Below are 12564 nucleotides of genomic sequence, written 5' to 3' on the forward strand. Positions count from 1 at the left end.
CCTCATTCAATTCGTTGTCTGGCGCAGCAGCATGGTGCCGCCGCGCTGGGTAAATTCAAGTTTTTTGAGCGCACTCATGCCCAACAGCACCTGCTCGCCTTCAAGCCCTAGAGCAGCCACTGCACGCACGTCACGCAACACAATGGCACCCAGTTGCAGGCGGTCGATGCGGGTCTGATAGCCCTGAGTGCGACCATTGGCGGTGTTGAGTGTCACCGCCAGCCCCTTGGGCAAGGCCAGTTGTCTGGCCAGTTCCATCGGCACCGCCACATCGGTGGCGCCGGTATCGAGTAAAAATTCCACTGGCACGTTGTTAATCCGGCCGCTGGCAACAAAGTGACCCTGCGCGTTACCGAGCAGTTTGACTTCGATGTAACCCTCGCCCTGTTGCGAGGAGACTTCGGTATTGGGGTTTTCCTGACGCTGTTCCCAGCGCCCGAAAAATTGCGCGGCCAGGTACAAACCGGCGCACCAGGCCACAATCATAAAGACTCGACCCACACCTTTACCCGGCGCTTGCTCGCTCATGATTTGGCACTCCAGCCACCTTGCGGGGCAGCAAAGCGCCAGACGATGGGGCGTTTCTCGCCATCGGCGCGTATATGGTTACCGTTATCGACACCGATCCAGGCACCTTGGGCATCCAGGCTCAAGGCCTCGGTATTGCCATAGCCGCTGTTATATAGCCGCGCGTCGGCCAATGCATCATTGGCAAACGACCAGCAACGTTCAATTTCACCTGTGTCCAGGGTACGACGACAAATGCGGTAGGCCATGCGCTCAAGGGTAAACAGCTTGCCCTCAAACAGCGCCAGGTCGGCAAAGTCCTTTTGCTGCGCCTTGGCCTTGAGTTGAGGCGGTGCCTGCTCCAAGCCACCTTCACTCATCAATACACAACCGTTCTCGCAGTCCCACACGCTTTGCTTTTTACGGATGGTCAGCAAACCGCGGCGCTCGCGTTCAGCCGCCAGCCAGATCTGGTTGCCCTGCGGGTTGACGGCGATGCCTTCAAACAGCGCATTGAAATGCAGCAACATGCCGCTGGCTCGGGCCTGACGCACCAATGAAGGGTCGATCTTGAGCCACGCCGGTGCACCCGCCGGTGGGATTTGCAACACCGCCGCATGGGCCTCACTCACCACGTAACGGTTGCCCGCGTCGTCGCAACTGATGCCTTCAAAATCCAGATCGCCACCGCGCAACGGGCTGATGGCTTTACCCATCATGCGCACACCCCACGGCAAACCGCTTTCGGGTGGTGGCGGAGCATCAATGTTCAGAGCCTCGGCTTGCCACTCGGCGTAGCGCTGGTCAAGGCGGTAGATCTGATCATCATCACGATCAGAGACCGCCAACAACTCACCCGAACACAGCGCGAGGCCGGACAGATTGCCACCTCGCATGCCTTCTACCGGATGCTCTGACTGCATGACCAATGCTGGCCATGTATTAGCCATTACTGGCGCAGTACCCAGGCAGAGCAAGCCCAGCAAGGCACTGCGCATCAGGCCAGCACCTGCGCCAGGTTACCTTTGGATTCAAGCCAGGTCTTGCGGTCACCGGCGCGCTTCTTGGCCAGTAGCATGTCCATCATTTCGGAGGTCGCGGCAAAATCGTCCAGGGTCAGTTGCACCAGACGACGGGTGTTTGGGTCCATCGTTGTTTCGCGCAGTTGCGGCGGGTTCATCTCACCCAGACCCTTGAATCGCGTGACCTGTGGCTTGCCGCGTTTTTTCTCGGCGACCAGTCGGTCAAGGATGCCATCACGCTCGGCTTCATCGAGGGCGTAAAAAATCTCTTTGCCCAGGTCAATGCGGTACAACGGCGGCATCGCCACGTAAACGTGACCGGCGTCCACCAGCGGACGGAAGTGCTGAACAAACAACGCGCACAGCAAGGTGGCGATGTGCAGACCGTCCGAGTCGGCGTCGGCAAGGATGCAGATTTTGCCGTAACGCAATTGGCTCATGTCGGCCGCGCCCGGATCGACACCGATGGCGACGGCGATGTTGTGTACCTCCTGGCTGGCCAGGACTTCGCTGCCGTCGACTTCCCAGGTGTTGAGGATCTTGCCGCGCAACGGCAGGATCGCCTGGAATTCCTTGTCTCGCGCCTGCTTGGCCGAGCCGCCTGCGGAGTCACCTTCCACCAGAAACAGTTCAGAACGCATCGGGTCCTGCCCGGCGCAGTCGGCCAGCTTGCCCGGCAAGGCCGGCCCCTGGGTAATCCGCTTGCGCTCGACCTTCTTGCTGGCCTTGAGCCTGCGCCCGGCGTTGTTGATTGCCAGCTCAGCCAGTTGCATGCCCAGCTCGGGGTTGGCATTGAGCCACAGGCTGAAGGAGTCCTTGATTACGCCCGATACAAATGCCGCCGCTTCACGGGAGGACAGACGTTCTTTGGTCTGCCCCGAGAACTGCGGTTCCTGCATTTTCATCGACAGCACGAACGCAATGCGCTCCCACACGTCTTCGGGGGCCAGCTTGACACCACGAGGCAGCAGGCTGCGGAACTCGCAGAACTCGCGCATCGCATCGAGCAAGCCCTGACGCAGACCGTTGACGTGAGTACCGCCTTGAGCCGTAGGGATCAGGTTGACGTAGCTTTCCTGAACGCTGTCGCCGCCTTCAGGCAGCCACAGCAACGCCCAGTCGATGGCTTCTTTATTACCGGCAAGACTGCCGCAGAACGGTTCATTCGGCAGGCGTTCAAACTCGCTGACCGCGTCAACCAGGTACGAGCGCAGACCGTCTTCGTAATGCCACTCGACCTTTTCGCCGGTGTTTTTGTCTTCAAAACTGACCAGCAGCCCCGGGCACAGTACGGCCTTGGCCTTGAGCACATGCTTGAGGCGGCTGACGGAGAACTTTGGCGAATCGAAGTACTTCGGGTCCGGCGCGAAGTACACGCTGGTGCCGGTATTGCGCTTGCCGACCGTACCGATGACTTCCAGATCGGTCGCTTTATAGCCATCGGCGAAGGTCATCTGGTATTCGTTGCCGTCACGCTTGACCTTGACCCGAACCAGTGTCGACAGCGCGTTGACCACCGAAATCCCCACGCCGTGCAGGCCGCCGGAGAACTGATAGTTTTTGTTGGAGAACTTGCCACCCGCGTGGAGCTTGGTGAGGATCAGCTCGACACCTGACACGCCCTCTTCAGGGTGGATGTCCACAGGCATGCCGCGCCCGTCATCGCTGACTTCCAGCGAGTGATCGGCGTGCAGGATAACTTGCACCGACTTGGCGTGACCGGCCAGGGCTTCGTCAACGCTGTTGTCGATGACTTCCTGGGCAAGGTGGTTGGGCCGACTGGTGTCGGTGTACATGCCGGGGCGTTTGCGCACCGGGTCGAGGCCCGAGAGGACTTCGATGGCGTCGGCGTTATAAGAGCTAGCGCTGGGAGTGGCCATAGGGTCTCGTCGTTAGTCGTAAATGAAAAATAAGGGCCATTCGACGGGCGCCTTAGAGGGCCGCAAAGTCGATGGTTTGAAACTGTTCGGTGCCAATCCCGGCAAAATTCAGTAGATCAGGCAACTGCTGCGCAAAACCTTGATAACTGTGATCACCGCCCGCCTGAATACGCAATGTACACGCTGCGTAGTACTTTTCAGCGTAGCGGTAGTCCAGGGTTTCATCGCCCGTTTGCAACCACACCTGATACCGCTGAGGGTCTTGGGGTGCTGCCACTTCGAGATCGGCCAGGGCTTGAACGTGATCGTGGGTCAATTCCCAGGTTTGGCCGCTGTAGTGGTTGGTTTGCATGCCCAGATAACCGTCGAACATCCGATGCGGGCTGACGGCCGGGTTGACCAGCAAGGCATTGAGGCCATGTTGTTCGGCCAACCAGGTCGCATAGTAGCCGCCGAGCGAGCTTCCGACCAGCAATGGGCGGCCCAGCTCACTGATTGCGGCCTGCAATTGGGCCATGGCCTCCCGCGGATGATGGTGCAGGGCTGGCACGCGCAGCTGGTCGGCAAGCCCCATGCGCTGCATCACCGAGATCAACTGTGTGGCCTTCTTGGACTCGGGGGCACTGTTGAACCCGTGGATATACAAGATGGAACCCGACATGCAATGACCCCCGAAGACACATTAAGCTGAACACAGCATCAAGAAAGACGCGCAGTTTAGCCTGACTCAAGGGCAATGACTCGCTTCAAGATATTTCAGTAATTGTTGGCGCTGTAATCCGGCTCGAACGTGAAATCAGCCAGGCGCGACACGCCGGTTTGCAACGTGCCATCCGGCTGCAGGCGCAACCAGCGATAACCCGGCGCCTCGTTGCTGACTTTGAACTCAGGACTGGCGACTGCAAACTGGATGCACGTCGAGGGCGATGCCAGCAACCTGACCTCATTGCGCTGCTGATCGAACGCCTGATGAACATGCCCCCAAAGCACCGCCCGGGCCTGCGGATAACGGTCCAGCACCGACCAGAAATCCTTGGCGTTGCGCAGACCTATCGGCTCAAGCCACTGGCAACCCACCGAGACCGGATGATGGTGCAAGCACACCAGGTGATGCCGCTCGGGAGCTTCGCTCAAGGATTGCGCCAGCAGTTGCAGCTGATCCTCTTCCAGATAACCGGGTGTTGAATGGGGCACTGCCGAGTTGAGCAACGTAATGCGCCAATTGCCGATATCAACCACAGGTTCCAGCAGACGGCTTTGCACAGCAGCCTCGCGCATCTGTGGCACTTGATCGTGGTTGCCGGGCAGCCAGCGGGCAAACGGGGCCAGTTGCGCGGTCATCCTGCGAAAGTGCTGATAAGCCTCGACGCTGCCATCCTGGGTGAGGTCGCCGGTGGCCAGCACACCATCGACCCGGGGGTGTTCGGTGCGCACCAGATCAATCACCTGTTGCAGGCTTTGCGCGGTCTTGAGCCCGAGCAGGGAACCGTCTGCATCAGCAAACAAATGGCTGTCAGACAGCTGCACCAGCAGCACCGGATCTTCGGTGGTCAGCGTGGATACATTAGGCAAGGCGACTCTCCCGCAGAGGGCTCAGTGAAGGGCACGATTATGCCACCAGACACTTCAAGTGTAGTGGCAGCTGTATCTATGTCGGTCTATCGGCACAGCTTTCTGTGAGCGTTGGCCTGCTCGCGATTCAGACGACGCGACCGGCCAGGCGGGCAAGCACGGTTTCGACAGATTTCAGCGCACTTCTGCGTACTCATGCCCGCACGCCAGGCAGTGACTGAGCCACTCACCCAGGAACACATTGAGCTGAGCTTTTTCATCGGGCTGGTGCATGGCGATGTTGGGGTAAGGGTAGATACTGCGAAAACGCCGGGCATGCTCGGCGGCGACCACTTCAGCCATGCGGGCATCGTGATACACCTGCACCTGCAACTCGGGCACCGGCAACCAGGGCAAGCTGTGCTCCTGGCGTATGCGAAGGGTGCTGGTGTACGGACAATCGAGGATCACCTCAAGCGTCAGCACGCCCAACATCTGGTCACCCTGAGTCACGGCAATCCGACGCGGGCCGGGTTGCTCGCGCATGTCAGGCAACAAACGCATCAGACGCGCATAGTTGGCCTCGCAGGCAGCCTGCAAACCGATCAGGTCGACTCGATAACGATCGCGAACCCCATTTACGACCATAACCCCCTCACTTCAGCGCGATTAAGCGCCAGCCATTGCAGGGCAATAATGCTCGCTGCATTGGAAATACGTCCATCACGTACAGCTTGCAGCGCATCTTCGTACGCCCATACCGTTACACGAATATCTTCTGCCTCTTCTTCCAGGCCATGCAAGCCCCCCACACCCACGGTGCTGCAACGCCCCAGAAACAAGTGAACAAACTCGGTGCTGCCACCCGGCGAAGGGAAATAGCGGGTGATGGGCCACAGTGACGAAAACGTAATCCCTGCTTCTTCTTCGCCTTCACGGTGAGCGACCTCTTCAGGCACTTCGGCCTTGTCGATCAGCCCGGCGACCAGTTCGATCAACCAAGGTGTTTCGGTCTTGCCCATGGCCCCGACCCGGAACTGCTCGATCAGCACCACTTCATCGCGCTGCGGGTCATAAGGCAGCACACAGACCGCGTCATGACGCACAAACACTTCGCGACTGATCTCACGGCTCATGCCACCGGCAAAGAGTTCGTGACGCAGATGCACTCGATCAAGTTTGTAAAAACCCTGATAACCGTTCTCGCGTTTTACGATCTCAACGGCACTTGGCATGGCCTTGGTGATGTCAGTCATTGCAAACCCCTTACTGGCGAATTTCACCGGGGTGGCCCTCGGCATCGCGCATCCTAACGCGCCTGCGCCTGCGGATGCAGCCTCTTTTATGACGCGGGGATAGACGGATCGCCTGCAAAACAACTCTAATTGACTCTATTGAGCTTAGTGGCGAACCGATGCCTATGCTGGCAGTCGAACCACCATAATTTTCTCTTTCTTTCGACAATGAAGGACGACCATGTCGCTTTTAAAGTTTGCCTCCATGACTTGCATCGCCCTGACCCTGGGCGCTTGCCAAAGCGTGTTTCAACCTTCGGCCCAAAAGCCGCTGGCGTTTACCAATGACGCTTCGGAGCAGGTCAAATCCGGCTGCACCGGCCAGGACTGCCCGCTGGTGAATATCGACACCCTGCACTTTGCCGATGCTCCCAACCTTGACGCGCTGATCGAAAACCGTCTGCTGAAAATGACCGTTAACTCGCCCGACGACAAACTGGCGCCATCGCTCAACGCGTATCGCGAGCAATTCCTGCGCACGGCAGACAGCCGCAACAGCACCTACTTGCAGGCCAAGGTACGCGAGGAGCATGACGGTCTGTTGATTGTCGAACTGTCCAGCTACCTGGACACCGGCGGCGCTCATGGCATGCCGGGGCGCGGTTTTATCAACTACTCGCGCAAGGAACAGAGAGAAGTGACCTTGCAGGACATGCTGTTGCCGGGTCAGGAGCAAGCCTTTTGGGGCGCCGCAAAAGTGGCCCACAACAACTGGCTGATCAACAGCCATTACAGCAGCGATCCGGAATACGTTAAAAACTGGCCGTTCCAGAAAACCCCGCATGTGGCATTGCTCAAGGACAACGTGGTCCTTAAGTACGACGTGTACAGCATTGCGCCGTACTCTGAAGGTCATGTTGAACTGAAGATCCCGTACTCGCGCCTTAACGGGATTCTGAAACCTGAGTGGTTCCCGGCTAAGGGCTAAACCAGAGCGGCCCTCACCCCAACCCTCTCCCAGAGGGTTGGGGTGAGGGGCTTTTAGCGTTTACGTCCCAACACCCACTGCAACACCCCGGCCAGCAGCAACGCCGGCAACGTCGCGCCCACATCGGGCATAAAGTTCGCCAGCAGGTGATAGGTCACCACCCCGCCCAACCAGGCCAGCAAGGTTGGCCAGCGCACCATGGTGGGCGCCATCTGAGCACTGCGCTTGCGCAAAATAAAGTGATCCACCAGGACCACCCCGAACAATGGCGCGAACACCGAGCCAATCAGCAGCAAGAAGTTCTGGTACTGCGCCAGCGGCGCAAAGCAGGCAATCAAGGTGCAAAGCACACCGATAGCCAAGGCCAGATGCTCGACTTTCAAACCCAGCAACATCCCACCGGATACCGCCGCCGAGTGAATGTCGGCAAATGCGTTTTCGGACTCGTCGAGCAAGATCAGCAGCAGTGGAATGCCCAGCCCCGCACCCGCCAGCGCCAACAGCAGCGCATTGACTTCGCCACTCGGTGCAAATGCCAGGGTGTAGGCCACGCCCAGGCTCATCAACCAGAAGTTGCCAATAAAGAAGCCCAGCGCCGTGCCGCCGAACACGCTTTTAGCGCGTTTGCCGAAGCGTGAATAATCCGCAATCAACGGCAGCCACGACAGCGGCATGGCAATGGCAATGTCAAACCCCACAGCAAATGGCAGAGAGCCATCGCCCTTTTGGGCCCACAACGCGGGCAGATCGGCCCTGGCCAAGAGGTTCCAGGTCAACCAGATGCACGCCGCCAGCAGCAGCCAGATGCCCCATTTGCGCAAGACCTTGCGCACAAAGGTCAGCGGCCCGCTGACCGCAAGCAGGGTGGCCAGGGCGCCGAAAAACAGCGTCCACACCCAGGGATTACTCAGCACACTGCCTTCGCTGAAAGCCCGGGCACCCAGCAGGCTGGCCGCATCGCGCATCACAATGATTTCGAACGAGCCCCAGCCGATCAGCTGCAACACGTTGAGTACGGCCGGGAGCATGGCGCCCCGGCTGCCGAGGGTAAGTTTCAGCGCAGCCATGGACGACAGCCCGGTATCGCTGCCAATCACACCGACCGAAGCCAACAACGACACGCCCACCAGCGTGCCGAGAAAAATCGCCAGCAACGAACCCGAAAGCCCCAGCCCCGGCGCAAGCAACGCACCGGTCTGCAACACCATCAGGCCAATGCCGAGGGAGAACCACAGGGAAAACAAATCTCGACCGCCGAACGCGCGCCTGTCCTGAGGGACAGCACGGTCGGGGGAATAGGTGCCGGGTGTGTTCAAGGGTTGAATCTCAAAGAGAAGGACAAACACTGACCCGTAGCAGCTGCCGCAGGCTGCGTTCGATTGCGAAGCGATCGTAATTCCTGAGTGCAAGGTGTGCCTGACACACCGTGGTTTCGGGGTTTACGACGGCTACGCCGCCGGACGCAGCCTCGTTCCTTCGGCAGCTGCTACGAGGGATTTCGGTTCACATCACACTTTTTTGTACAGCTGGCTGCCTTCCTGCTTGAAGCGCTCGGCCTGTTCGGCAAGGCCCTTGGCAACCTCCACGTCGATGGCATCGATGCGCTGGTTGGCGGCGTAGATGCGCACTTCCTGAGTGATCTTCATCGAGCAGAATTTCGGCCCGCACATGGAGCAGAAATGCGCGACCTTGGCCGAGTCCTTGGGCAAGGTTTCATCGTGGTACGAACGCGCGGTGTCCGGGTCCAGGCCAAGGTTGAACTGATCTTCCCAGCGGAACTCGAACCGCGCCTTGCTCAAGGCGTTATCACGGATTTGTGCGCCCGGATGGCCCTTGGCCAAGTCGGCGGCGTGGGCTGCAATCTTGTAGGTGATGATCCCGGTCTTCACGTCATCCTTGTTCGGCAACCCCAGGTGCTCCTTGGGGGTCACATAGCAAAGCATGGCGCAACCGAACCAGCCGATCATGGCCGCCCCGATGCCCGAGGTGATGTGGTCGTAACCGGGTGCAATGTCGGTGGTCAGCGGGCCAAGGGTGTAGAACGGCGCCTCGTCGCAGCACTCCAGCTGCTTGTCCATGTTCTCCTTGATCAACTGCATCGGCACGTGACCCGGACCTTCGATCATGCATTGCACGTCGTGTTTCCAGGCAATCTTGGTCAGCTCACCCAGGGTTTCCAGTTCACCGAATTGGGCGGCATCGTTGGCGTCGGCAATCGAGCCCGGACGCAGGCCGTCGCCCAGCGAGAAGCTGACGTCGTAGGCCTTCATGATTTCGCAGATTTCGTCGAAATGGGTGTAGAGGAAGTTCTCTTTGTGATGCGCCAGGCACCACTTGGCCATGATCGAACCGCCACGGGACACAATGCCGGTCACACGTTTGGCGGTCAGCGGCACGTAGCGCAGCAACACGCCGGCGTGGATGGTGAAGTAATCAACGCCCTGCTCGGCCTGTTCGATCAGCGTGTCGCGAAACAGCTCCCAGGTCAGGTCCTCGGCCACGCCGTTGACCTTCTCCAGCGCCTGATAAATAGGCACGGTGCCGATCGGGACCGGCGAGTTGCGGATGATCCACTCGCGGGTTTCGTGGATGTGCTTGCCGGTGGACAGGTCCATGACCGTGTCCGAACCCCAGCGAATACCCCAGGTCAGTTTGGCCACTTCTTCTTCAATCGAAGAGCCCAGTGCGCTGTTGCCGATGTTGCCGTTGATCTTCACCAGGAAGTTACGGCCGATGATCATCGGCTCCAGCTCAACGTGGTTGATGTTGGCCGGGATGATGGCGCGACCGCGAGCGATTTCTTCGCGTACGAATTCGGCAGTGATTTCTTTGGGAATGCTGGCGCCGAAGCTGTGACCAGGGTGCTGCTGATCCAGCAGACCTGCCGCCCGGGCTTCCTGCAGCTTCATGTTTTCGCGGATGGCGACGTATTCCATCTCGGCGGTGATGATGCCCTGACGCGCATAGTGCATCTGGGTGACGTTGGCACCGGCCTTGGCCCGACGCGGGTTTTTAACGTGGGCAAAACGCAGTTTGGTCAGCTCGGCATCGTCCAGGCGCATTTGCCCGAAGTTCGAGCTCAGGCCCGGCAGGCGCTCGGTGTCGTCACGGTCATCAATCCAGGCCGAACGCACATCGCCCAGGCCTTTGCGCACGTCAATTTGAACAGACGGGTCGGTATACGGACCCGAGGTGTCGTAGATCAATACCGGGGCGTTCACTTCGCCGCCAAAATCGGTGGGGGTGATATCCAGGCTGACTTCACGCATCGGCACCAGAATGTCCGGGCGCGAACCCTGTACGTAGACTTTTTGCGAGCGGGTAAACGGCTTGACCGACTGCTCATCGACCTTGGCCGAATCACTGAGGTTGATCGCGTTTTTTGGTTTTGTACTCATCACGGCTCTCCAGACTGCATCCAGGCGGATTGTCGGAGGGAGAACCTGAAAAATGTACGGATGCACCCAAGGACTGGGTGCTGAGTGGTGGCCTCGAACAACTGATCATTTTTTGACCAATTGATCCCGGACAGCACTCAAGAGGACTCGCCGGGAGACGAGAAATCTTGTTCCCTACGCAGGCGTTAACCTGATCAGGTTCAACGGGATCCGAAATTATTCGATCTCAGCCTCATAGCAAGGCACCCCGACAAGAACCCGGCCAGTCTAGACAAGAGTGAGACAGAACGCCAATCCCACAATTAATGCAGTGATGAAAGGCGCAACAATGGCATTGTTGCAAGGTGCCACCACTACTACACTCGCTACGGCTTGAAACCGCGAATCGGGCTCGGGCACTTATTTTTCGCAACCTTGAACTAGGGATCGCTCATGCTGCGCAAACTATCACTGGCTATAGCCGTGTCTTGGGCGACCAGCGCAATGGCTCTGGATACAACCGCCCCACTGTCCAATCAAAACGGGCTGGTCAGCGTTTACCACGAAGCGGTAGACAACAACGCTGATCTGGCTGCTGCCCGCGCCAATTACGCGGCCCAAAAGGAAGTGGTGCCCCAGGCCCGCGCCGGTTTGCTGCCCAACCTGTCCGGCGGCGCCGAGTCGACCAGCGTGCGCACTGCCATCGACCAGCCGTCATTGACCACGACCCGCAGCGCCATGGTGTATCAGGCCACGCTGGCACAACCGATTTTCCGCATTGACCGCTGGTTCCAGTTAAAAGCCGCCGAATCGGTCAACGAACAAGCCGCGCTACAACTCTCGGCCACCGAGCAAAATTTGATCCTGCAAAGCGCCAACGCCTATTTCTCGGTACTGCGTGCCCAGGACACACTGGCCGCGACAAAAGCTGAAGAAGCCGCATTCAAGCGCCAGCTGGACCAGTCACGCGAGCGCTTTGACGTGGGCCTGTCGGACAAGACCGACGTGCTGCAATCCCAGGCCAGTTACGACACGGCTCGGGCCAACCGGATGCTGGCCCAGCGTCAGGTAGAAGACGCCTTTGAAGCGCTGGTGACCCTGACCAACCGTCAATACAACGCGATTGAAGGCATGCGCCACACCTTGCCGATCTTGCCGCCGATGCCCAATGACGCCAAATCCTGGGTCGACACGGCCGCGCAGCAGAACCTCAACCTGCTGGCCAGCAATTACGCGGTGGATGCCGCCCAAGAAACCCTCAAGCAGCGCAAGGCTGGCCACGCGCCAACCCTGGATGCCGTTGCGCAGTACAAGACTGGGGACAACGATGCCTTTGGCCTGAGCAACCCCAACGCCCTCAACCAACGCTATGGCGGCGACGTATCGCAGCGCAGCATTGGCGTGCAGCTGAACATTCCCATCTACAGCGGTGGGCTGACCAGCTCGCAGGTGCGTGAATCGTACTCGCGCCTGGACCAGACCGAGCAGCAGCGCGAGGCCTTGCGTCGCCAGGTGGTCGAAAACACCCGCAACCTGCACCGTGCAGTGAACACCGACGTTGAGCAGGTGCAAGCGCGCAAACAGTCGATCATCTCCAACCAGAGCGCACTGGAAGCCACGGAAATCGGCTACCAGGTGGGCACGCGCAACATCGTCGACGTGCTCGACGCCCAGCGCCAGCTCTACAACTCGGTGCGTGACTACAACAACAGCCGTTATGACTACATCCTCGACAACCTGCGTCTCAAGCAGGCAGCGGGCACCTTGAACCCAGGTGATCTGGAAGCGCTCTCGCGCTACCTCAAAGCCGACTACAACCCGGACAAGGACTTCCTGCCGCCGGATCTGGCAAAGGCCGCCGAAGCCAATTTGCGCTCACCGGGCAATTGAATAACCCCACACTCCTGCACGCGGTCTCTCAAGTAGACCGCGGCGCACCAAGCGCCACCAAGTGCGCTGCCACAGCGGTGTGATCCACTGATATATCCAGTTAGCACCGTTCCT

At 59.1% G+C, this 12564-nt stretch carries 11 protein-coding genes and 1 riboswitch; of the genes, 2 read left to right on the forward strand and 9 right to left on the reverse strand.

Annotated elements, in window-relative coordinates; genetic code table 11:
• Positions 1–6: 6 nt before the first annotated feature.
• From RGV06_RS12540 to RGV06_RS12570, 7 genes are all read right to left on the reverse strand, one after another.
• Complete coding sequence (locus tag RGV06_RS12540) at positions 7–528, reverse strand: retropepsin-like aspartic protease family protein (RefSeq protein ID WP_322150125.1); 522 nt, start codon at positions 526–528, stop codon at positions 7–9.
• Positions 525–1508 (reverse strand): esterase-like activity of phytase family protein, encoded by a 984-nt coding sequence (locus RGV06_RS12545; RefSeq protein WP_403212531.1) that lies wholly within the window; start codon positions 1506–1508, stop codon positions 525–527. The genes RGV06_RS12540 and RGV06_RS12545 overlap by 4 nt, the downstream gene beginning before the upstream one ends.
• Positions 1505–3409 carry a DNA topoisomerase IV subunit B gene (parE, locus tag RGV06_RS12550; protein ID WP_046809165.1) on the reverse strand — a complete coding sequence of 635 codons (1905 nt, stop codon included), beginning with the start codon at positions 3407–3409 and terminating at the stop codon, positions 1505–1507. Before parE ends, RGV06_RS12545 begins: the two co-directional genes overlap by 4 nt.
• A 52-nt stretch (positions 3410–3461) precedes the next feature.
• On the reverse strand, positions 3462–4070 hold the full coding sequence (locus tag RGV06_RS12555; protein WP_019826283.1) for a YqiA/YcfP family alpha/beta fold hydrolase: 609 nt from the start codon (positions 4068–4070) through the stop codon (positions 3462–3464).
• A gap of 95 nt (positions 4071–4165) precedes the next feature.
• Positions 4166–4981 carry a 3',5'-cyclic-AMP phosphodiesterase gene (gene cpdA / locus RGV06_RS12560; RefSeq protein WP_019826285.1) on the reverse strand — a complete coding sequence of 272 codons (816 nt, stop codon included), beginning with the start codon at positions 4979–4981 and terminating at the stop codon, positions 4166–4168.
• A gap of 174 nt (positions 4982–5155) precedes the next feature.
• Positions 5156–5608 (reverse strand): DUF1249 domain-containing protein, encoded by a 453-nt coding sequence (locus tag RGV06_RS12565; protein WP_019826287.1) that lies wholly within the window; start codon positions 5606–5608, stop codon positions 5156–5158.
• Positions 5599–6216: an NUDIX domain-containing protein gene (locus tag RGV06_RS12570; protein WP_046809191.1), complete on the reverse strand. Its 618-nt coding sequence runs from the start codon at positions 6214–6216 to the stop codon at positions 5599–5601. Before RGV06_RS12570 ends, RGV06_RS12565 begins: the two co-directional genes overlap by 10 nt.
• A gap of 220 nt (positions 6217–6436) precedes the next feature.
• On the opposite strand from RGV06_RS12570, the gene RGV06_RS12575 reads away from it, so the two are divergent.
• Positions 6437–7183: an RsiV family protein gene (locus RGV06_RS12575; RefSeq protein ID WP_048352380.1), complete on the forward strand. Its 747-nt coding sequence runs from the start codon at positions 6437–6439 to the stop codon at positions 7181–7183.
• 53 nt (positions 7184–7236) lie between these two features.
• Here the strand turns inward: RGV06_RS12575 and cytX are convergent, their stop codons facing one another.
• Together cytX and thiC are read right to left on the reverse strand one after the other, a co-directional pair.
• Positions 7237–8499, reverse strand: a complete 1263-nt coding sequence (gene cytX / locus RGV06_RS12580; protein WP_322150126.1) for a putative hydroxymethylpyrimidine transporter CytX — start codon at positions 8497–8499, stop codon at positions 7237–7239.
• 192 nt (positions 8500–8691) lie between these two features.
• On the reverse strand, positions 8692–10581 hold the full coding sequence (gene thiC / locus RGV06_RS12585; RefSeq protein ID WP_046809164.1) for a phosphomethylpyrimidine synthase ThiC: 1890 nt from the start codon (positions 10579–10581) through the stop codon (positions 8692–8694).
• A 154-nt stretch (positions 10582–10735) separates the two neighbouring features.
• A riboswitch (TPP riboswitch) is annotated at positions 10736–10841 on the reverse strand.
• A gap of 172 nt (positions 10842–11013) precedes the next feature.
• Between thiC and RGV06_RS12590 the strand changes: the two genes are divergently transcribed.
• The gene (locus RGV06_RS12590) at positions 11014–12450 is read left to right on the forward strand and encodes a TolC family outer membrane protein (RefSeq protein ID WP_046809163.1); all 1437 of its coding nucleotides are present in this window, start codon (positions 11014–11016) and stop codon (positions 12448–12450) included.
• The last annotated feature ends 114 nt before the right edge of the window (positions 12451–12564 follow it).

The organism is Pseudomonas sp. CCI3.1, assembly GCF_034313985.1.
GTDB classification, from domain to species: domain Bacteria; phylum Pseudomonadota; class Gammaproteobacteria; order Pseudomonadales; family Pseudomonadaceae; genus Aquipseudomonas; species Aquipseudomonas psychrophila.

What these genes read in the sequence shown, in the direction of transcription:
- RGV06_RS12540 (WP_322150125.1), bottom strand. Translation starts at nt 528, where the DNA reads ATGAGCGAGCAAGCGCCGGGTAAAGGTGTGGGTCGAGTCTTTATGATT.
- parE (WP_046809165.1), bottom strand. Translation starts at nt 3,409, where the DNA reads ATGGCCACTCCCAGCGCTAGCTCTTATAACGCCGACGCCATCGAAGTC.
- RGV06_RS12555 (WP_019826283.1), bottom strand. Translation starts at nt 4,070, where the DNA reads ATGTCGGGTTCCATCTTGTATATCCACGGGTTCAACAGTGCCCCCGAG.
- RGV06_RS12565 (WP_019826287.1), bottom strand. Translation starts at nt 5,608, where the DNA reads ATGGTCGTAAATGGGGTTCGCGATCGTTATCGAGTCGACCTGATCGGT.
- RGV06_RS12570 (WP_046809191.1), bottom strand. Translation starts at nt 6,216, where the DNA reads ATGACTGACATCACCAAGGCCATGCCAAGTGCCGTTGAGATCGTAAAA.
- RGV06_RS12575 (WP_048352380.1), top strand. Translation starts at nt 6,437, where the DNA reads ATGTCGCTTTTAAAGTTTGCCTCCATGACTTGCATCGCCCTGACCCTG.
- thiC (WP_046809164.1), bottom strand. Translation starts at nt 10,581, where the DNA reads ATGAGTACAAAACCAAAAAACGCGATCAACCTCAGTGATTCGGCCAAG.
- RGV06_RS12590 (WP_046809163.1), top strand. Translation starts at nt 11,014, where the DNA reads ATGCTGCGCAAACTATCACTGGCTATAGCCGTGTCTTGGGCGACCAGC.